This window comes from Thalassotalea sp. G2M2-11, from assembly GCF_017168195.1.
GTDB lineage: Bacteria > Pseudomonadota > Gammaproteobacteria > Enterobacterales > Alteromonadaceae > Thalassotalea_E.
In genome coordinates this window covers 604,508-626,530 of sequence record NZ_JADNYL010000002.1, presented here as the reverse complement: position 1 = coordinate 626,530, position 22,023 = coordinate 604,508, and the positions used below count along the sequence as shown (strand labels likewise).

At 40.5% G+C, this 22,023-nt stretch carries 17 protein-coding genes; all 17 read left to right on the top strand.

Going from position 1 to position 22,023, the window contains the following annotated elements; all coding sequences use genetic code 11:
* The first annotated feature begins 199 nt into the window (after window positions 1-199).
* Entirely contained in the window at window positions 200-679 is a 480-nt protein-coding gene (locus tag IV514_RS08680) for a hypothetical protein (RefSeq protein ID WP_346776908.1), read from the top strand.
* Between the two features lie 163 nt (window positions 680-842).
* Window positions 843-3,239, top strand: coding sequence for an ATP-binding protein (locus IV514_RS08675; RefSeq protein WP_206484574.1), 2,397 nt, complete (start codon window positions 843-845; stop codon window positions 3,237-3,239).
* A 612-nt stretch (window positions 3,240-3,851) separates the two neighbouring features.
* On the top strand, window positions 3,852-4,292 hold the full coding sequence (gene ndhC, locus IV514_RS08670; RefSeq protein ID WP_346776907.1) for an NADH-quinone oxidoreductase subunit A: 441 nt from the start codon (window positions 3,852-3,854) through the stop codon (window positions 4,290-4,292).
* The gene (locus IV514_RS08665) at window positions 4,292-4,930 is read left to right on the top strand and encodes an NADH-quinone oxidoreductase subunit B (protein WP_206484572.1); all 639 of its coding nucleotides are present in this window, start codon (window positions 4,292-4,294) and stop codon (window positions 4,928-4,930) included. Before ndhC ends, IV514_RS08665 begins: the two co-directional genes overlap by 1 nt.
* A complete protein-coding gene (gene nuoC, locus IV514_RS08660; protein ID WP_206484570.1) occupies window positions 4,930-6,726 on the top strand; it encodes an NADH-quinone oxidoreductase subunit C/D in 1,797 nt (598 codons plus the stop codon). Before IV514_RS08665 ends, nuoC begins: the two co-directional genes overlap by 1 nt.
* A gap of 4 nt (window positions 6,727-6,730) precedes the next feature.
* Window positions 6,731-7,264, top strand: coding sequence for an NADH-quinone oxidoreductase subunit NuoE (gene nuoE / locus IV514_RS08655; protein WP_241242259.1), 534 nt, complete (start codon window positions 6,731-6,733; stop codon window positions 7,262-7,264).
* Window positions 7,261-8,562, top strand: coding sequence for an NADH-quinone oxidoreductase subunit NuoF (nuoF, locus tag IV514_RS08650; protein WP_206484568.1), 1,302 nt, complete (start codon window positions 7,261-7,263; stop codon window positions 8,560-8,562). Before nuoE ends, nuoF begins: the two co-directional genes overlap by 4 nt.
* A complete protein-coding gene (gene nuoG, locus IV514_RS08645) occupies window positions 8,504-11,419 on the top strand; it encodes an NADH-quinone oxidoreductase subunit NuoG (protein ID WP_206484567.1) in 2,916 nt (971 codons plus the stop codon). The genes nuoF and nuoG overlap by 59 nt, the downstream gene beginning before the upstream one ends.
* Window positions 11,397-12,383 carry an NADH-quinone oxidoreductase subunit NuoH gene (nuoH, locus tag IV514_RS08640; protein ID WP_241242258.1) on the top strand — a complete coding sequence of 329 codons (987 nt, stop codon included), beginning with the start codon at window positions 11,397-11,399 and terminating at the stop codon, window positions 12,381-12,383. Before nuoG ends, nuoH begins: the two co-directional genes overlap by 23 nt.
* Entirely contained in the window at window positions 12,383-12,898 is a 516-nt protein-coding gene (gene nuoI / locus IV514_RS08635; protein WP_206484565.1) for an NADH-quinone oxidoreductase subunit NuoI, read from the top strand. The genes nuoH and nuoI overlap by 1 nt, the downstream gene beginning before the upstream one ends.
* Before the next feature lie 17 nt (window positions 12,899-12,915).
* Window positions 12,916-13,425, top strand: coding sequence for an NADH-quinone oxidoreductase subunit J (nuoJ, locus tag IV514_RS08630; RefSeq protein WP_206485291.1), 510 nt, complete (start codon window positions 12,916-12,918; stop codon window positions 13,423-13,425).
* On the top strand, window positions 13,422-13,730 hold the full coding sequence (gene nuoK / locus IV514_RS08625; RefSeq protein ID WP_206484563.1) for an NADH-quinone oxidoreductase subunit NuoK: 309 nt from the start codon (window positions 13,422-13,424) through the stop codon (window positions 13,728-13,730). Before nuoJ ends, nuoK begins: the two co-directional genes overlap by 4 nt.
* A gap of 8 nt (window positions 13,731-13,738) precedes the next feature.
* Window positions 13,739-15,613, top strand: a complete 1,875-nt coding sequence (gene nuoL, locus IV514_RS08620) for an NADH-quinone oxidoreductase subunit L (RefSeq protein WP_206484561.1) — start codon at window positions 13,739-13,741, stop codon at window positions 15,611-15,613.
* Window positions 15,610-17,046 carry an NADH-quinone oxidoreductase subunit M gene (locus IV514_RS08615; RefSeq protein WP_206484559.1) on the top strand — a complete coding sequence of 479 codons (1,437 nt, stop codon included), beginning with the start codon at window positions 15,610-15,612 and terminating at the stop codon, window positions 17,044-17,046. The genes nuoL and IV514_RS08615 overlap by 4 nt, the downstream gene beginning before the upstream one ends.
* Window positions 17,046-18,497 (top strand): NADH-quinone oxidoreductase subunit N, encoded by a 1,452-nt coding sequence (locus IV514_RS08610; RefSeq protein ID WP_206484558.1) that lies wholly within the window; start codon window positions 17,046-17,048, stop codon window positions 18,495-18,497. Before IV514_RS08615 ends, IV514_RS08610 begins: the two co-directional genes overlap by 1 nt.
* 279 nt (window positions 18,498-18,776) lie before the next feature.
* Window positions 18,777-20,543, top strand: coding sequence for a DEAD/DEAH box helicase (locus IV514_RS08605; RefSeq protein ID WP_206484556.1), 1,767 nt, complete (start codon window positions 18,777-18,779; stop codon window positions 20,541-20,543).
* Window positions 20,544-20,848: 305 nt separating this feature from the next.
* Window positions 20,849-21,892, top strand: coding sequence for a 4-hydroxyphenylpyruvate dioxygenase (gene hppD / locus IV514_RS08600; RefSeq protein WP_206484554.1), 1,044 nt, complete (start codon window positions 20,849-20,851; stop codon window positions 21,890-21,892).
* The last annotated feature ends 131 nt before the right edge of the window (window positions 21,893-22,023 follow it).

Here is a 22,023-nt window from a genome sequence, read left to right as displayed (position 1 = left end):
GATAAAACGAGACATTTCGGCGGATAAAATAATCGTCATAGAATACATGAAATACCTATTATTCGACAAGCTTAATCGGAAGAGGTGTTCGATAATTGTGCGATTTATCACTGTTTTTTGATTCTATCGGTTGATAATAGGATTTATAGGCAAATTTATACTATATAAAAGATAAGGACTAATAGCGGTGGAGTTGCCTGTGAATAAAGAGCGAAGTTCAGATTTTTATAATCGATTATCTCGTTGGATTGTTGATGTTAAGCAACACGAAGTCACAAAAATTGTTGAAATTGTTGAGCACGCTAAGGTGGTATTAAAAGCGGCGGAAACAATTCCTGAAGAAAAGGTAAAGCAGTTTATTGATAATTTTAATTATGATCTACATGAGTTTTATCAGCAATATCAAGAACAAGCTAAACACTCTATTTATCTGGGCCTAATGAATGAATCATTTTGGGCGTTAATGGAAAATATAACCGATAAATCGCAAGTAGAATGGGCAGAGTTGTCGGAAGATTTTCAGCATCAAGGAGAATATACAACGGGGGATTATATAGGCTTTGGTATTATAGAATGCCAAAAGTGCCACCATATTTTACATATAAGCCATTTAACTGAAATTACTGATTGTCTACATTGCGGTCATAACCATTTTACGCGTAAAAGTTTAACACCATAAAAAATGCAACATTTTTTGCTTATTAAAGCCAATGCAGAGTAAACTAAGCGTTCTTTTGTATTCTAGTGTTAGTGTTTATAACTTGTTCATTTGTTTTGTTTTTCTACATGATGCTTAATACAAACTTACCGCGAATAATAAATTAGCCCTTTGGTGATATTGCATGACCTTATCGATTGAGAATAACCGTTTATCAGCCCAACAATTAACTGCAGAACTGGATGAAACGCTTTTTGCTTCAACGCAAGATGAAGAGAAAAATGAATCCGTGTTTTTAGGTCATCACCGTGCAAAAGAAGCATTAGACTTCGGCTTAGCGATGCAAAATAAAGGTTTTAATATTTATGCGATGGGGGAGCATGGCACTGGTCGTCAAACCTTGATTATGCAAATGTTATCGGCTAAAGCTGCGAAAGAACAAACGCCTGATGAGTGGTGTTATATTAATAACTTTGATGATGTTCATGCACCTTATCGCTTGTATGTGAGTCCCGGCGATGGCAAACAATTGTTAGCGCGTATTAATACCTTTATTGATGAGTTATTAGATTTATTTCCTGAAGTGTTTGATAACCCAGGATATCAGCGTCAAAAGGCTGCAATTGATCGAGAGTTTAATCAAAAATATGATGAAGCCATTGCCATTGTTGAAGCGACCGCATTAAATAATGATGTAGTGTTATACGAGGAAGCGGGTGAAATCGGCTTTTCTCCTTTGGTAGATGGTCAACCAATCAATGATAAAGAATTTGCAAACTTACCAGAAAGTAAGCGTAATGATTTCTATGCTTTATTGGAAAAGTTAGAAAACTTATTATCAGAGCAGTTAATCGAATTACCGCAATGGAAGCGTATTTCATCAGATAAGTTACGAAAATTGAAGCATGAAACTGCTGAGCAAAGTATTCGTCCTTTTTTAAAAGAGCTTGAGCATGAGTTTGCCAGTAATTTAGGAGTATTAAAGTATTTATCCAAGGTAAAAGCACATGTTGTAGAGGCTACGCTTGATATTCTTTTAGATGAAAATGCAGAGAAAGAGCAAAGTGAGAAAGATGCGCGTAAATTAATGCAGGAGCGTTTTTTGCCAAACTTATTAGTGGCACGTTCTGCCGATGAAGGCGCACCTGTGGTCTATGAGCAAAATCCTACCTTTCAAAATTTATTTGGACATGTTGATTTTTCAACGTTTCAAGGGAGCACTTACACGAGTTACCGATTAATTCGACCTGGTGCTTTGCATAAGGCTAATGGTGGTTATTTATTATTAGAGGCTGATAAGTTGTTAAACCAACCTCTTGTGTGGTCGCGATTAAAGTTGGCATTAAAAACTCAACAAATAACCATTGAAAACCCTTATTCAGAATACGCTCAAACGAGTGGCGTGACGTTACAACCTGAGAAAATACCACTTAATGTGAAAGTAGTATTATTAGGGGATCCAGATATTTACTATACCTTGCAAGATTATGATCAAGAGTTTGCTGAGTTATTTCGTGTATTAGCCGACTTTGATCGTCACTTAGACAATACAGAGCAACATTTACTGGAGTATGCTCAATTAATTCGTTTACGAGGTAAGAAACACCAATATCCACCGATCACTACCAGTGCCGTGGTTGAATTAATTCGTTATGCCCTTAGGCGAGCAGAACATCAGCATAAAGTGTCAATTAATATTTCACAAGTTAATGATTTACTTGATGAAGCGGTATATTTTTGGCAACAACAAAATGAGCAGCAAGAGTTAACAGCAGAATTTGTTAAACGTGCTTTGGCTGCCAAAGAAAGACGGACCGGACGGATCAGTGAAGCTTGGCTTAATGAAATCAAAGAAGAACAAGTGTTGATCAGTACCCAAGGGAGTCAAGTGGGGAAAGTGAATGGTTTGACCGTGTTAGAAATCGGCGACAGCGTCTTTGGAACACCCGCTAGGATCACAGCCACTGTCTATGTGGGAAGCCATGGAATTACCGATATAGAGCGAGAAGTTGATTTAGGGCGCTCTATCCATTCCAAAGGTGTCTTATTACTATCTGGTTATATTGGTCATAAGTATGGTCAACGTTTTTCAGTGACAATATCCGCTAATATCGCCATTGAACAATCTTACGGTCATATTGATGGTGATAGTGCTTCTATGGCTGAGTTATGTGCATTGATCTCTGCTATTTCACACCTGCCCATTGACCAAGGCATCGCGATCACAGGTTCAATGAACCAACATGGTGAAGTGCAATCAATCGGTGGGGTTAATGAAAAAATCGAAGGCTTTTATCGACTGTGCCAAGACAAAGGTTTGACAGGTCAACAAGGGGTCATTATTCCCAAGACAAATATGATCAACCTGATGTTATCTGCTGAAGTGATTGCTGCCGTTGAGGCGAAAAAATTTCATATCTATGCAGTAGAAAATGTTGATCAAGCATTGGAAATATTGATGAAACAACCCGCGGGTATGATCAATAGTGTCGGGCGTTATCCGCGAAAATCCATTCACGCCATTGTACTTGATAAACTGGCTAATCTTTCTGATTTACTTGACGGTGGTGAAGAAGATTAGGACCTGCCCTGTGAGATTGTTGCACACCTTGCTCATCTCCAATCACATCTAGTATCGGGTTTATCGACAGTGGAGATAACGTTTTAGCGATGCTGTAAGACATTCTGTGACCTAGAAAATAGCAGCTTTTAGACAAACTTAACTTTATTTGCTCAATTATTAAGCAAATGAAGTTTTTTTTTCTATACTCAAATTATTGTTGTGATCATGCAATGTTATCTTTGGATTGATGAGGAGCAGACATCGAATAATAATAATAACGCTATAAAGATAAGTTAATTGGTTATTGGTTCAATGCGCTATTGACTAATATCACAATTTTACCCCGTCGGTTAAGACGGTATCACCACTAACATCATTTTCAGACAGTTATTGATACTGTCACGGCTTTCTATGGCTATTCTTTTATCTAAAGCTATTGAATTTTAAGAAAATTTTGCATTTTTCAAGCTTTATCTTATAGTCAGTATTAACAACAAAATATATAGATTGCGACTTAGGTTAGGCATTCGTCATGAAGATCATGAAGTAAGTTGCATAGTGGGCATTTCGGTAAGTCAGCGGTCTATCGATTTATACATCCGTAAAGATGTTAAATGATTTGGGGGCGCTGTGAATATATCAGAGCAAATGACGCAATTATGGCCGATCGCCGCATATTTTCTTATTTTGGCGGGTATGTTGGTGTTTATGATGGTGCTCTCTTATGTGCTTGGCCCTAAAACCCATACCCGTGCGAAAAATATTCCCTATGAATCGGGTGTGGTTTCCATTGATGACAATAAAACACGTTTTACCAGCCATTTTTTCCTCTACGCTATTTTCTTCGTTATTTTTGATTTAGAAACGATTTATTTATTTGCTTGGGTGATTGCATTCGATGACGTTGGCTGGATGGGATTTATTGAAGCGAGTATTTTTATATTCGTGTTACTTGCTGCTTTGATTTATATCTGGCGAATTGGTGCTTTGTCATTGAAACGCCGACACCTTCCCTATAGACAAAATCAATTAACAATGTCTTCCTACACATCAACATCGCGAGGTCGCTGATGGATTGGTCGTTAACAAAAGCGAAACTTGATCAGGCAATGACAGCATCGCAAAAAATATCAGAGCAAGAGCTTAAACGAAATATTTTTATGGCCAAACTTGATGATATGGTGAACTGGGGGCGAAAAAACTCAGTTTGGCCGTTCAATTTTGGTTTAAGTTGTTGCTATGTTGAAATGGCCACAAGCTTTACCTCACGACATGATATTGCACGTTTTGGTGCTGAAGTGATCAGAGCCACCCCGAGACAAGCTGACTTAATGGTGATCTCAGGTACCTGTTTTCGAAAAATGGCACCTGTGGTACAGCATTTATATGAGCAGTTGTTAGAGCCTAAGTGGATTATATCCATGGGCTCTTGTGCTAATTCTGGTGGTATGTATGACATTTACAGTGTTGTACAAGGGGTGGATAAATTTATACCGGTTGATGTTTATGTGCCGGGCTGTCCGCCAAGACCGGAAGCGTTACTGGAAGGTTTGCTGTTGTTGCAAAATGCAATTGCCCACCAGCCAAGACCCTTAAGCTGGGTGGTGGGTGAGCAAAATGTGACGCAAATAGAAAAACCATCACTGCGTGATATTAAGCATGAACATCGTATCAATGTGCAACAACTTGACGAGCCGGATTCTATCTAATGGCAAGTATTAACCTTCAAGCAAGCCGTGATTGGCAACCTAGCCATACATTGCCCATTATCGATGAAATACTTGCGCAAGATAGTGGCTTATCGCTTACGCCTGTGACAGCAATTGAAAACATTGTGGATGATATTACCAGTTGCTGGGTTGATAAGAACCAACTATGTCAATTGATGCAAGTACTGAGGTTTGACTTAGCTAAGCCATTTGAAGTGTGTTTTGACATTACTGCCATTGATGAGTCTGAACGAACTTGCAAAGCCGTGCATGTCAGTGATTTTACCGTGAGTTATCATTTAATTTCGTATCAACGTAATGTTGATTTGCGTATTAAAGTAGCCTTAGGAAAGCAGGATAAAACGCTGCCAAGTATCTGTAGTTTTTGGCCGAATGCTAACTGGTATGAGCGAGAAGTTTGGGACATGTTTGGCATTGTGTTTGACAACCATCCCTATTTGACGCGAATTTTAATGCCGAATACCTGGCATGGACATCCACTATTAAAAACACATCCTGCTCGGGCGACTGAAATGGAACCCTTTAGTTTACCGCCGCTTAAACAAGACGAAGAACAACAGGCATTACAGTTTGATCCTGAAGCTTGGGGCATGAAGCGCCAGAGTCAAGATAACGATTTTATGTTTTTAAATTTAGGCCCTAACCATCCGAGTGTGCATGGCGCTTTTCGAATTGTTTTACAAATGGATGGTGAAGAAATTGTCGATTGTGTGCCCGATATTGGTTATCACCATCGCGGCGCAGAAAAAATGGGTGAGCGACAATCTTGGCACAGTTACATCCCTTATACCGATCGTATTGATTACCTCGGCGGGGTAATGAATAACTTTCCTTATGTTATGGCGGTTGAAAAGCTTGCAGGGATCACAGTGCCTGATAGGGCAAAAGTGATCCGCATTATGACGGCAGAAATGTTCAGAATTTTAAGTCATTTATTATTTTATGGCACCTTTGCTCAGGATATTGGCGCTTTATCACCAATCTTTTATATGTTTGTTGATCGAGAAAAGTTATTTGGCATTATCGAAGCGTTTACTGGCGCAAGAATGCACCCTAGTTGGTTTCGAATTGGTGGTATTGCTTCAGATCTTCCCAAAGGTTGGGAACAATTAGTGCGTGACTACGTTGAATATTTACCTAAGCGTTTAGATGAATACGAAAAGATGGTGATGCAAAATTCTTTGTTAAAAAATCGTACCATTAATGTCGGAGCTTATTCAACCAAAGAGGCATTGGAATGGGGAGTCACAGGCCCAGGTTTGCGAGCAACAGGGTTCTCGTGGGATTTAAGAAAGCAGCGGCCATACGGCGGTTATGATCAATTTGATTTTGATGTGCCTGTTGGTGAACGTGGTGATTGCTATGATCGTTGTCGTGTGCGGGTAGAAGAAATGCGGCAAAGCATTCGTATTATTGAACAGTGTTTAAATAATATGCCAGAAGGGCCTTACAAAGCCGATCACCCGCAAACCACGCCACCGGATAAAGCCAGAACCATGACAGATATTGATACCTTGATCCCACACTTTGTGAATGTTTCTTGGGGGCCAGTGATCCCTGCGGGAGAAGTCTCTGTGGCGGTCGAAGCAACTAAAGGGATCATGGCATATCACTTGATAAGTGATGGTTCTACCATGAGCTATCGCACACGGATCCGCACACCAAGTTTTCCACACCTACAAATGTTACCAGTGATCAGTCGGGGACAGATGGTTGCTGACTTAATCGCGACGCTCGGCAGTGTGGATTATGTTATGGCAGATGTTGATAGGTAATGTGATGAATATTGTGAATCAAGTCATGCCTCACCCAAATAACTATCTTACCGATGCTGAGTTGGCGCAAATTGATCATGAGATCAGTATCATGGAGACGCGTGAAGCAGCCGGCATTGAAGCATTGAAAATAGTGCAAGCGCATCGCGGTTGGATAAGTGATGATTCTTTATTGGCAATAGCGCATTACTTGCAAATGTCGAGTGCTGAACTTGAAGGGGTGGCGACATTTTATAATCTGATTTATCGCCAACCGGTAGGTAAATTTGTTATTCATCTTTGTAACAGTGTGAGTTGCCATTTAACGGGATATGCAGAAGTATTAGCGGCTGTTAAACAATACTTAGGGATTGAATACGGACAAACCACGCAAGATGGTTTATTTACTTTATTATCTAATGCCTGCCTTGGCGGGTGTGATAAGTCACCAGTGATGATGATTGGTAGTGAGCATTACCAACAATTAACACCGGATTTAGCCATCGACATTCTCGAGCAATTAAAACAAACAGCAAAAAGTCATGGTGGTGATTCATGAATGCTATGACACACCCGTTAACTCATTTGGTTAATTTAGCAAAACCACTTAATTTTTCTCAATATAGTGAGCAAGGGGGTTATGTTGGCGCACGTAATGCTTTACTTGAATATAGTCCTGAACAAGTATTAGAGCTCGTTAAATCGTCAGAGTTAAAGGGGCGTGGTGGAGCAGGATTTCCCACCGGAATGAAATGGAGCTTTGTGCCGCAATTTGATGAGCACGACCGCCGAGCAGCTCAGAACAAATATTTAGTCTGTAATGCCGATGAAATGGAACCGGGTACCTTTAAGGATCGGTTATTACTTGAAGGGGTACCACATCAGTTAATCGAAGCGATGATCATTGCAGCTTATACCATAGGCGCAAATAAGGCGTATATCTTTTTACGTGGCGAATATTTTTTAGCCGCGCAAAGATTACAACAAGCGATAGATGAAGCGTATCAAGCTGGTTGGTTAGGAAAAAACATTCAGCAAACAAATTTTCACCTCGATTTATACTTACATACTAGTGCTGGTCGTTACATCTGCGGCGAAGAAACCGCATTGATTAATGCTTTAGAGGGTAAGCGAGCAAACCCCAGAGCTAAACCGCCATTTCCGCAAGTTGCCGGACTTTTTGGCAAGCCGACCATTGTCAATAATGTCGAAACCTTAAGCAATTTACCGCACATTTTAAAAAACGGTGTCAATTGGTTTAAAGAACTGTCTCCGGGTAGTGATGCTGGCACTAAAATATATGGCGCTTGTGGTCGAGTGAAAACTCCTGGCTTATGGGAGTTACCCATGGGAGCGACCATTGGCCAGGTATTAAATGACCATGCTGGCGGCTTATGTGAGGGTTTATCACTTAAAGGCTTGTTACCAGGCGGTGCATCAACTGACTTCTTATTACCTGAGCATTTAGATACGCCAATGGATTATGATTCGATTGCCAAGGCAGGTAGTCGTTTAGGTACGGGTGGTTTGATTGTGCTAGATGATAAAAACTGTCCTGTTGCTATGGTGTTAAATTTACTACAGTTTTTTGCTCAGGAGTCGTGTGGATGGTGTACACCATGTCGTGATGGTACGCCTTGGGCTGTGGAACTATTAACACGTATTGAACAGGGCACAGGCACGGTCGATGACATCGATAGCTTATTAAAATTATGTGATTTCATGTGGATAGGTAAAACCCATTGTGCATTAGCTCCCGGAGCCGTTGAACCGTTAAAAAGTGCCTTAAAGTACTTCAATGATGATTTTGTTGAACACATTGAAAAAGGCTGCTGTCCTTACCATGGAGGGCATTAATATGACGTTTGATAAGCAAAATAGCCAAGTCACTATTTATATTGATGATCAGCCTTATCAGGTGTCGACTGATAACAATTTACTCGCTGGTGTGCTCTCTCAAAAACTCAATTTACCTTATTTTTGTTGGCATCCTTCCATGGGCTCTGTTGGTGCGTGCCGTCAATGTGCCGTCACGCAATATCAAGATGAAAATGATCAACGGGGCCGACTGGTGATGGCTTGTACTACGCCAGTGACTGATGGGATGAGGATCAGTTTAAAAGATAGCCAGTCAGAGCAATTTCGTGAGCAAGTGATTGCCGCCATGATGACTAACCATCCCCATGATTGCCCAGTGTGTGCTGAAGGGGGGGAATGTCATTTACAAGATATGACGGTAATGACGGGCCATACACACCGTAATTATCAGGGCGAGAAACGGACGTTTAACAACCAATACTTAGGAGAATTTGTTGGCCATGAAATGAACCGCTGTATTACTTGCTATCGCTGTGTGCGTTTTTATAAAGATTATGCTGGCGGTGATGATTTTGGGGTGTATGGTTCTAAAAACCAGGTGTATTTTGGTCGTCAGCAAGAAGGGCAACTAGAAAGTGAATTTAGTGGTAACCTTGTTGAGGTATGCCCAACAGGTGTGTTCACCAATAAACTTTTCTCTGCCCATTATGCTCGTAAGTGGGACTTACAATCGGCACCGTCTATTTGTGCCCATTGCAGTATCGGCTGTAATACCAGTGTCGGTGAACGTTATGGCAGTGTTCGCCGAGTAATGAATCGTTATAACCAAGCTATTAATGGTTACTTTTTATGTGATCGAGGCCGTTTTGGTATTGGTTTTGTTAACGGTGAAAAACGACTTCGTCAAGCAAGCGGCATTCGTCAATCATCACCCGAACGTTTAAGTAAGCTAGATGTCAGTAAAGCTTTGGTCCATTTTAGAGGTAAACGTTTTATTGGTGTTGGTTCGGCTCGAGCATCATTTGAAGCGAATTATTTATTGAAGCAATTTGTCGGTAATAGCAAATTTTCACTAGGCTTAACCGAGCGACAAATGCAGTTGGCGTCACTTCACCAGCAATATTTAAGTCAATATCAGCCGGTGAGTATAGCCGACATTGAACAAAGTGATTTTGTGCTAATTGTCGATGAAGACATCACACAAACTGCCCCAAGAATGGCATTAGCAGTGCGGCAAGCATTACGTAATGCCAGTATTGAAAAAGCGTCTGAATTGGGCGTGCCCCATTGGCAAGATAGTGCAGTAAGAACCATTGGCGGGCAGGAGTTATCTCCGCTATACCTTATCCAATCGATGGGTACTAAACTTGATAATGTTGCTGAGCAAGTGATCATGCAAAGTACAGCAGCGACTATTAAGCTACTCAATTTGATGACGGAGTTAATCACTAGTAACGCACCGTTAATCGATATTCATCATCAAGGGCAACAACTATCGTCGCTACTGAATCAATTAGTCAGTGCGAAAAAACCTTTAATTATCGGTGGTTGGAGCCGTCAAAGTCCGCAGTTGCTAAGCGCTATTATGTCTTTACTTGATGTTTTAACGAAAGCGGATATGCCTGTACGTAGTGCCATAGTAGCGCAAGAGGTGAATCAAGTAGGGGCGATTTCATTGCTCGACCAACAAAGTTTATCAGTTGAAGATATCTTAGAAAATGTTAAACAAGAGCAATCATCTGAAGTCGGCGGTATCATTTTTCTTGAGCAGGAACTATCAGGAGTATCGCAAACACAACTTGAACAATTAAAACAAACTCAGTTAGCGATTATTGCTCTTGATCATAGTGAAAATGCAGTGACAGCGCTTGCCGATATTGTTTTACCTGCTGCTTCTGTGACAGAAGGCGATGGTCATTATGTCAATTATCAGGGACTGATCCAACGATATTATCAAGTGCATCCTAACCGTTTGCCAATAATGGATAGTTGGCGTTGGTTAACCTTACTGGCAACGACTTTGTTTGCTGAACACCCGCTAGCGAAAGAAGCCCAGTCTTTAAGCCAACTACATGATGATTGCCGTCAATATGATGCGAAGTGGCCGATGTTACCATTAGATGATCATTATGATATTGCTCGTGAAAGTCATCGTACTAGCGGACGCACTTCGAAAACCGCAAATATCAGTGTACATGAACCTAAAACCACTCAATCAACCGATGGCTACCGTTTTTCTATGGAAGGTAGCAAGCCTAGTAGTACGGCAGAAATGCCTTTTACTTGGGCGCCAGGTTGGAATTCAAATCAATCAATCACTCAATTCCAACAAGAGGTGGCAGGGTCTTTATTGTTACCAATGACGACCCAGTATTTATCAATAGCGCAATCTATTGCAAAGTATTGTGATCATAGCGAAGCGGTCGTTCAAACAAGCCAAGCAAATGCTTTGCAGTTTTCTCAGCAAATAAAGTGGTATCAAGGCGATTGGCAAGCAGGTTTAACACCGGAGTTTACCTTAATCGAATCAACGAATTATATCTTTTTATCGAGCGACTATGCGAGTCAGCAAGGCTGGCAATCGGGGCAATGGTTGCAAGTATCTTGCATGAGTTCAAAAGATAATGCACCCACTAGTGTGATAGCGGAGCTGTTTTTTGATCCTAGGTTAAGCGATGAGCTCTGTTATGGTCAGTTAAATGAGCTTGCAACATTTGATGTCAAACAAGTCAGCTTGATGGCTGCCAGTGAAAAGCAAGTTGCTGATTATAAAATGCGAAGGAAGGCAGAACATACTAAGGCTGAGCAAGCACAACAGTACATGCTTGAACGTTTAAAACAGCAAGACCAATTCATTCCGATCCGTTTAATGAATGGAGGGCTTGATGATGTCTAGTGCTCTTTGGCAGTTAGTGGAAATCACTATCATTATCTCTCTGCTTATTCCTATTGCGGCGATGTTAGTGTGGGTTGAAAGGCGTTTAATCGGTATTTGGCAAGATAGACTAGGACCTAATCGTGTTGGGCCTTTTGGTATTTTGCAGTCGTTTGCCGATTTATTGAAAATACTTGGTAAAGAAGATTGGATCCCTCCTTTTAGTGAGCGATTGGTATTTACTATTGCGCCTGTGATCGGTGCGGTGAGTGTACTAATGAGCTTTGCAGTGATCCCATTTTCGCCAACTATTGGTGTCTCGAATTTAAATATTGGCTTGCTATTTTTTCTAGCCATGGCTTCTTTAGCTGTGTATTCCGTGGTACTTGCGGGTTGGGCATCAAATTCAAAATATGCACTGTTGGGCGGTATGAGGGCTGCGGCACAAACGGTGAGCTATGAAGTGTTTATGGGCATATCGGTGATGGGGGTAGTGATATTAAGTGGTACCTTTAATTTACGTGAAATTGTACTTGCACAAGCAGACGGTTGGTTTATTCAATCACAATTTGTTGGCTTTGTGGTGTTCTTAATTGCTGGCATTGCTGAGAGCCACCGTTTACCTTTTGATTTACCTGAAGCTGAAACAGAATTAACAGCTGGATTTCACACCGAATATTCAGGCTTAAAGTTTGCGCTATTTTTTCTCGGGGAGTATTTAGGCGTTACCTTAATTTCGGCAATGTCGGTGGTATTGTTTTTTGGCGGTTGGCAGATGCCTGAGCCTATAAATACTTGGTTACCGCCTTTGGTTTGGTTCATTCTAAAAGTGATGTTGTTAGTGGTGTTTTTTATTTTGTTAAGAACATCCTTACCTCGACCACGCTTTGATCAGTTAATGGCGTTTGGTTGGAAGTTTATGTTGCCACTTGCCTTATTAAACTTACTGGTGACAGCTGCATTAAGGCTGATGGGAGTTTTGTAATGTTGAGTCAATTTCGCACCATTTGGTTAGTGCTTAAACATACATTTACTAAGGCTGATACGGTTGAATATCCAGAAAAAAAACCGTATTTAGCGCCGCGATATCGCGGTCGTATTGTGCTCACCAGAGAACCAGATGGCCAGGAGCGTTGTGTCGCTTGTAATTTATGTGCAGTAGCGTGCCCTGTTGACTGTATTGCCCTGCAGCAAACCATCGATGATGACGGCCGTAAACGAGCCGAGTTTTTCCGCATTAATTTTTCCCGCTGTATTTTATGTGGTTTTTGCGAAGAAGCTTGCCCAACCTATGCAATTCAATTAACACCAGATGTTGAGCTAGCAGAATATGATAGGCAAAACCTGGTGTATGAAAAAGAACACTTATTGATTAACGGAGTGGGAAAATATCCTGATTATAGTTTTTATCAACAATCAGGGATTGCGATAAAAGATAAAGCTAAAGGGGCTGGTGCACAGGAAAAACCACCCATAGATATTAAGGGGTTGATGCCATGATCGGTCAACTATCGCCAATTGCTCTTTTATTTTACTTGGCAGGACTTGTCGCCATTGTTGCTAGCTTAAAAGTGATCACCCAAAAAAACACCGTACATGCTTTGTTGTATTTAGTTGTGTCTTTGCTAGCGGTAGCTGTTTGTTTTTATTTAATGGGAGCACCATTTGCAGCAGGGCTTGAAGTGATTGTCTATGCGGGGGCAATTCTAATTTTGTTTGTGTTCGCCATTATGATGTTCGGCTTAAAACAAGATGAAACTCGTTATGCTCCACAAAACCAAGGCTTATCGATATGGCTAGGACCATGTTTGTTGGCAGTATTGTTGTTAATTGAAATCTTAGTGTCACTTGATAATGCCGATATACAGCAACAATTGAGTAGTAGCGTGGTAACTTCCAAGCAGGTGGGAATTTTACTCTATGGCCCTTATTTACTGGCCGTTGAAATTGCTTCTTTTTTATTATTGGCTGGCTTAGTTGCTGGTTATCACTTTGCTAAACCAGATAATCAACGAGGGCACTTATGAGCACCATACCTCTTACTCATGTGCTGATTTTAGCCAGTATTTTATTTGTTATTGGCTTTATAGGTGTAGTGGTACGAAAAAACACTTTGTTTATGTTAATGAGTTTGGAAGTCATGCTAAATGCCGTGGGTGTTGCATTTATTGGCGCCGGAAGTGTCTGGCAATCAGCGGATGGGCAAGTGATGTTTATTTTAATTTTAAGTTTGGCAGCTTCTGAGGTTGCTGTTGGCTTAGCATTGTTGATTCGTATGAAGCAACGTTTTAAATCCCTTGATATTGATCATCTTAATCAATTAAAAGGATAGGGGGCTAAATGTTACTGGCACTGTTACCTATTTTCCCATTACTCAGTTTTATATTCTTGGTAGGCTTTGGAAAAAAACTGTCGTGGCTGCAAATTACCTTAAGTAGTGTCGGTTCAATGTTAATTTGTGCGCTAGCTAGTTTGTATCTTTCTTACACCTTACCCAATGCAGAAAATGGCGTCATGGTAGCCCATTTATGGCAATGGTTTTCGCTAGATAATGGTGCAGGTCAATCAAGTGTCAATGTCAGTTTTTATCTTGATGCGCTTTCTGCGGTAATGATTTGTGTTGTTTCTGGTGTTGGATTTCTAATTCATTTATTTGCCAGTATCTATATGAAAGAAGACAATAATTTTAGCCGGTTTATGGCATACATGAACCTGTTTATTGTTGCTATGTTGATATTGGTACTAGCTGATAACCTAGTACTACTTTATTTAGGCTGGGAAGGTGTTGGCCTGTGTAGCTTTTTATTGATTGGTTTTTGGTATCAAGAAAAAAGCAATGTTTTAGCGGCGCGTAAAGCATTCATCGTGACTCGAATTGGCGATACTGCTATGGCGATAGGCCTCTTTTTATTATTCAGAGAACTAGGCACTGTCAATATTAATGAGATCAGTGAATTGGCAACAAAACAGTGGCTGGTGGGCAGTGATAAAGCCTATTGGATTTGCTTATTATTACTTGGTGGTGCCGTGGGTAAATCTGCGCAGTTACCATTACAAACTTGGTTACCTGATGCTATGGCCGGTCCTACCCCAGTTAGTGCATTAATTCATGCTGCTACTATGGTGACAGCGGGGGTGTATTTAATCGCTCGTATGCATGGTTTGTATTTGTTATCACCTGAGGTGATGAACTATGTGGCTTGGGTGGGGGCAATCACCTTATTATTGGCAGGTGTTTCGGCACTTGTACAAACGGACATGAAACGCGTATTGGCTTATTCCACCATGAGTCAAATTGGTTACATGATGTTAGCTTTAGGCGCTGGAGCATGGTCTGCAGGCATCTTTCATTTAATGACACATGCATTCTTTAAAGCTTTATTGTTTTTAACCGCTGGAGCTGTGATTTATGCACTTCATCACCAACAAAATATTTTCAAAATGGGGGGACTATTAAAAAAACTGCCGTTTGAAAGTACGTTATTTATTATTGGGCTGGTTTGCTTGATGGCACTTCCCGGTACCTCGGGCTTTTTCTCAAAAGAAGCGATAATTGCTGAACTTTGGTCATCACCCACTGCAGGAGCAACGCTTTGGTGGTGTGCAATTGTTGGCGCATTACTGACCAGTATTTACAGTTGTCGATTATTTTTTCTGGTATTTTTGGGAACACCACGTTTTGACCAGCCGCTGCATGCATCGCATAGCATGTTATTAAAAGGTGCTTTGCTTGCGTTAGCGCTGCTGTCGTTAATTGGGGGATTGCTCGCCCCTGATTTACGAGAATTATTTTCAATTGAACAGTTAAGTAACAGTAACGGAAATATTGCAGAACCAGCATGGTTACATACCGTCGCCATTATCACCCCTTTTATTGGTATTGCATTTTCGTGGTTTTATTTTGCCAATTATCGCCGTGGCGATAGTAATGAATTAGCCAGAGCTGAAATGCAGATTTCGACAAATGTTATTAAGCGATTGTCTTTTGGTGGTATAGGTTTTGATATGCTCTATTCATTATTATTTGTTCGGCCATTTGTTGGTATAGCAAGGTTGAATCGGCGCGATGTAGTCGATCAACTGCTGATGAGTATTGCTTGGTACGTTCGGATTTGTCGCGATGTACTGGTTTTTAGTCAAAATGGCTTATTGCGATGGTATGCGGCGGCATTTGCTTTCGGTTTAGTCGTATTGATTGGAGGCTGGCTATTATGATCATCACATTGTTAATGGTTGGCTTAGTGTTAACTGGCGGTTTTGCTTGGTTCAGTGAAGAAAAAAAAGCAGGCTCTGCCAAATTGATAGCATTGCTTAGTCTGTTATTTTTTAGCGTTTGTTTTATCACTTTTGTCATGGCTGCCAGTACTGAATTTGCGCAGTTACAGCAATTGACGAAAGTCACATGGATTGCCGTGTTTAATATTCATTATCAATTGGCGCTAGATCATTTAAGCATCATGCTTCTGCTGTTAACGTTTTTGTTGTCGATAATAGCAGTATTGATATCCTGGCGTGAGATCACTTATCGCAGAGGATTTTATTACTTTAATTTATTACTTACCGTGGCTGGTATTATTGGGGTATTTACCGCGGTTGATATGTTCTTATTCTTTTTCTTTTGGGAAGTGATGCTGTTACCTATGACGGCATTAATCGCCATTTGGGGGCATGAAAATAGGCGCTTTGCCGCGATTAAATTTTTTATTTTTACCCAAGTTAGTAGTTTGTTAATGCTTATTGCCATTATCTTAATGGCTTATCTTCACTTGCAACAAACGGGCTCGTTAAGTTTTTCATATCAGGATTGGTTAAAGCTAGAGCTACCGCAAGAATTAGCAAGTTATTTGATGCTGGGGTTTTTCATTGCTTTTGCGGTTAAATTACCATCCTTTCCTGTCCATAGCTGGTTACCTGATGCTCATACTCAAGCGCCTACCGCAGGGAGTGTTTTGCTTGCGGGCGTGTTATTAAAAACAGGTGCTTACGGCCTGATCCGCTTTGTCATTGTATTATTTCCTCAAGCCAGCCAGGAATTTGCCCCTATTGCAGCAATACTTGCACTGATCAGTATTTTATATGGCGCTAAGATGGCCTTTGCTCAGTCTGATTTTAAACGCTTGGTCGCCTATAGCAGTATTAGCCATATGGGCTTTGTAATGCTGGCGCTATTTTCATTTAATGTGAATGCTTTTCACGGGGCTGTTATTACATTAGTGGCACACGGTTTAAGTAGTGCTGCGCTATTTGCTTTTGCTGGCATGCTCTATGCGCGTATTCATTCTCGCGATTTAGCTAAAATGGGGGGCTTTTGGCAATCAGCGCCTGTTATGGGGGGCTTTGGTTTGGCTTTTTGTGCCGCCGCATTTGGTTTACCAGGTATGGCTAATTTTGTTGGTGAATTTTTCAGTTTGATCGGTGCATTTCAGCGTTTTCCAGTGATCACTATTTTAGCTGCATTAGGGATCATCGGTTCTGCTATTTATGGTGTCGTGTTATTCCAGTCAAGTTTTCATGGTGCGGTTAAACAGCAGTTTATCGATTTATCGATACGTGAACGTATTATCGCAACGAGCTTGTTAGCATTTTTACTGATCATCGGGGTCTTTCCTAATGTGATCTTACAATTTACGTTCAATGGAGGCGGGTAATGGATAGTCAAACGATAATCGCATTTTTGCCTCAACTGATTTTGGCCGCGGGTACGGTTGGTGCGTTACTACTGGTAGCCTGGCGACGAAGTCAGCGGATGATAGCCTATTTCACTTTAGTTACCTTGCTGCTGACATTGGTGTCGACTTTCAATGGCATTGGGCAATTAACCACGGCAGTAACTCAATTATTTTATGTGGATGATTATGGTCGCTTTGCTTTGTTGCTCATCCTCTTAGTTAGTATCTGTTCACTATTTTTAAGTATGCAGCGCTTATCAACAGATGTTGAGGTGCATGATGAGTACTATTTGTTAATGTTGTTAACCGTTCTTGGTGGCAGTATTTTAGTTATCAGCGATCATTTTGCGAGCTTATTTCTTGGTTTTGAACTCCTCAGTATTTCGCTTGTTGGCTTGGTTGGCTATTTTAGGCAACAACAGTATTCAGTTGAGAGCAGCTTTAAGTACTTGATATTAAGTGCCAGTGCGTCAAGTTTTATGCTGTTAGGGATTGCATTTATTTATGCGCAAACTGGGACTTTAAGCTTTTCTCCTTCCGCCGATATTACTGGTGTTTCATCACTTAGTCTGGCTAATAATTATCTATTACCGTTAGGATTTATTTTATTTTTTTCGGGAATGGCGTTTAAATTATCCTTAGTGCCGTTTCATTATTGGACACCTGACGTTTATCAGGGGGCTTCTACTCCAGTTACTCTGTTAGTCGCTACAGTCTCTAAGTGTGCTATTTTTGTGGTACTGCTCAAATGTTGCTTTGCCTATTATCAACATTATATGGGTTTACATGAACAGGTATTTAATGTCATCGCCGCCGTGGCTATTTTATCAATGATTTTGGGTAATAGTTTGGCATTAAAGCAACAATCAATAAAACGTATTTTAGCGTATTCATCCATTGCTCATATGGGATATTTATTGATTATTGTTTTATTAAATCAAGTGCATGCCATTGAAATGGCATGGCAGAGTACGTTATTTTATTTAACTACTTATTTGATTGCTTGTGTGTCAATTTTCACTGTTATTTGTCTGAGTGAAGGTGAACAGCATCAGGATGTAAATTTAGCAGATTGGCAAGGATTATTTTGGCATCGTCCTTTACTGGCAAGTTTAGTGATTGTTGCCGTGCTAAGTTTTGCTGGCATTCCATTAACAGCGGGTTTTATAGGTAAGTTTTATCTGATTAATTTAGCGGCCAATCAAGCAATGTGGCCGTTATTAGCTGCGCTTATTATAGGCAGCGGAGTTGCATTGGCGTATTATTTACCTATGGTTTTCACTTTATTTACCGAGCAAGGTCAGTCTGACAAAAAATATGATCATTTGTTGTCATTTGGTCACCGCTCTATGGTGAGCTTATTTATTGTTTTAGGCCTATTACTGGGAATTTTCCCTGATGTGCTCGGGCATTGGCTGTTAGAGTTTTAACTTGTAATAAGGTTCTCTAATGGTAAAACCTGATGTTTTATGGTCGAAAATTGATTATTCGCTTGCTTCTATTTTGAACACCTGTATAATGCGCGCCTCGATATTGGCTGCTTGGACGCGACCAATATATTAAAATGTGGGGTTATCCCAATAGACTTGCCCAGCTAGATTCTTCACTAGCTTAATGAATGTGCCTAAAGTCTTCCTGGTGGTTTCCTCGAAATGTATGCAGGCGTTGTTAGCTTACAACTTGACCTGCCATGAGAAGACAAAAATTATATGTTAAATGTAAACAATGCCGAAACCGGCTTTGATGCCTTAGGCTTGCCTGAATATTTATTATCTGCTGTAAAAGCCTTAGGTTTTGATAATGCAACTCCGATCCAAGTAAAAACTATTCCATCATTATTGGAAGGTTATGATGTGCTTGGTGAAGCCCAAACGGGTACGGGTAAAACTGCTGCTTTTAGTTTGCCTGCGCTAACTAAAATTGATGTGTCAGTGAAAAAGCCTCAATTGATGGTGTTAGCGCCAACACGTGAACTAGCGATTCAAGTAGCTGAAGCGATTGAAACGTTCGCTAAAAATATGAAAGGATTGCGTGTAGCAACCTTATACGGTGGTCAATCTTATGGACCACAATTTCAACAGTTAGAGCGCGGCGCTCAAGTCGTTGTTGGCACACCAGGCCGATTAATGGACCACTTACGCCGTAAAAGCTTAAACCTGTCTAATTTATCATTTTGTGTGTTAGATGAAGCAGATGAAATGCTCAACATGGGCTTTTTAGAAGATATTGAGTGGATCTTAGAGCATTTACCTGAATCTACACAGATGGCGTTGTTCTCAGCGACTATGCCGAATCAAATCCGTAAAGTAGCTAATCGCTTTTTAACAGATCCTGTACATGTCAAAATTGAAGCCGTTAAAAAAGCAAAAGCGAATATTGAGCAATTTGCGTGGAAAGTCAGCGGTATTAACAAAATTACCGCGTTAGAACGTATTGCGGAAACGGTTGACTATGATGCGATGATCATTTTTGTCCGTACTCGAAACGATACTGTTGAAGTAGCGGAGAAGCTTGAACGTGCAGGTTATCCAGCGCTAGCACTGAACGGTGATATGAACCAAGCGCAACGTGAACGAACTGTTGATCAAATTAAATCGGGTAAATCGTCAATTTTAGTGGCGACCGATGTCGTGGCGCGTGGTTTAGATATTCCTCGTATTTCAACCGTCATTAATTATGACTTACCTGGCGACAATGAAGCTTATGTTCACCGTATTGGCCGTACTGGTCGTGCTGGTCGTGAAGGTATTGCGATTTCATTTGTTCGTCCACGAGAAATGTATTCATTGCGTCATTATGAAAGATTAACTTCTGGTGTGGTGAAACCTTATGAATTACCAAGTATTCAAGAAATAGGTAAAGCCCGTATTGAGCGTACTCGTCAAGAGATGGCCGCGATCGTTACAGAAAAAGACTTAACGAATATGCGTGAAATCATTGAAGCGATGGCCAGTGAATCAGAACTTTCAATGACAGATTTAGCGGCTGCTTTGCTGTATCAGAAGCAATTAAAACAGCCATTGCAACCGAAAGAAGATCCAAAACCTCGCCGAGAAGCGAAAAGTCGCAGTGATCGTAATGATCGTAATGATCGCGACGGCAGAACTCGTCGTGACGCTAGGGGTGAGAAGGGCAGTCGAGCAGAGCGTGCCCCTCGTAAAGCAAAAGCGGTTCGTAATGATATCGATTGGCAAACATACCGTTTAGAAGTTGGAAAAGAGCATGGTGCAAAACCTGGTGATATCGTTGGTGCAATTGCGAACGAAATTTCATTAGATAGCAGTTATATTGGGCAAATTAACTTGCATGAGCGTTACACATACGTGCAGTTACCTAAAGGGATGCCTGATAAATCATTTAAACAATTAAAACGTGTACGCGTGCGTCGCCAAGCTTTGGAGATTTCTGTATCAGAAGCACCAATTGCCAGCGAACGTCGTCCTCGTCGTAGTGAGCGTACAGGAAACGCGAACTAAGCAGTTTTATTTAGATGATAACTAAAAGGCGCTATATAGCGCCTTTTTTTATGAGAATTTAATCTGTTTTCTTAGAGAGAACTTCTCAATTTACCGTTAAGTTTTAGCTAAATAAAATGGCTGTACAACTATGTTTACATCACTAGTGCAGGTGTTATATGAGCTGACTTAGCGTCGAAAATTATTTAGCCAAAAATAACGTACATATTCATTTACACGCTTCCTTATTTATAGATGCGCCATGCGCTTTCTCTTCACCTGCTAGCCAGTAATAATGACATTATTGATAGAGAAGAGAGATAGCTATGACGGAAGTAACAAACCCTTTAAAACTTCGTGGTATTGAATTTACTGAATACGCAACACCAGATTCAGACTTTATGGAAAAAGCTTTTTATGGCTTTGGTTTTTCTAAAACGAAAAAATTTAAAGGTCGTGATATTGATTACTTTAATCAAAACGACATTCATTTTTTACTGAATAACGAGCAAAAAGGTTTTTCTCGCGAGTTTGCTAAAAGCCATGGTCCAGCAATTTGTTCAATGGGCTGGCGAGTAGAAGATGCTAAATTTGCGTTTGAACAAGCCATTGAGCGTGGTGCTAAATCTGCGGAACATGAAGAAAATAAATTACCATACCCGGCAATTTATGGGATTGGCGATAGTTTAATTTATTTTATCGATAAGTTTGGTGATAAAGGCACTATTTATCAAGAAGACTTTGAAGGCTTGGCTGAGCCTGTCATGGTAAAAGACAAAGGCTTTAAGGCTGTTGATCATTTGACCAATAATGTTTATCAGGGCACGATGGAAAAGTGGGCTAACTTCTATAAAGATGTCTTTGGTTTTACCGAAGTGCGTTATTTTGATATTAAAGGCGAAAAGTCAGCTTTGGTTTCTTATGCATTACAATCACCTTGCGGAAAATTCTGTATTCCAATTAACGAAGGTAAGGGCACAAATAACAACCAAATTGATGAGTATTTAGAAGAATATAACGGTCCAGGTGTGCAGCATCTTGCATTTATTACTGATGACTTAGTAGGGTCTTTAGATCAGCTTGATAAAGATATCATCGATACCTTAAATATCGTACCTGAGTATTATGACGATGTCTTTAAGCGTATCCCTTGGGTAAAAGAAGATCATAAGCGCATTCAAGAGCATCAAATTTTGGTGGATAGCCAGAAAGAGAACTCTTACTTATTACAGATCTTTACTAAGAATATCTTTGGCCCAATTTTTATCGAGATGATCCAGCGAGTTGATGATAAAGGCTTTGGTGAAGGTAACTTCACTGCGTTATTTAAATCAATAGAGCTAAATCAAATAGAGCGTGGCGTATTATAATTTAACTAAGCGTTACTTTAAAAAAAACCGGCTGAGCAGCCGGTTTTTTATGTACAGGATGTACGGTATGTCGTGGTTACATGGACGTAAAAGAACGACCATGTACAGGATGTACGGTATGTCGTGGTTAC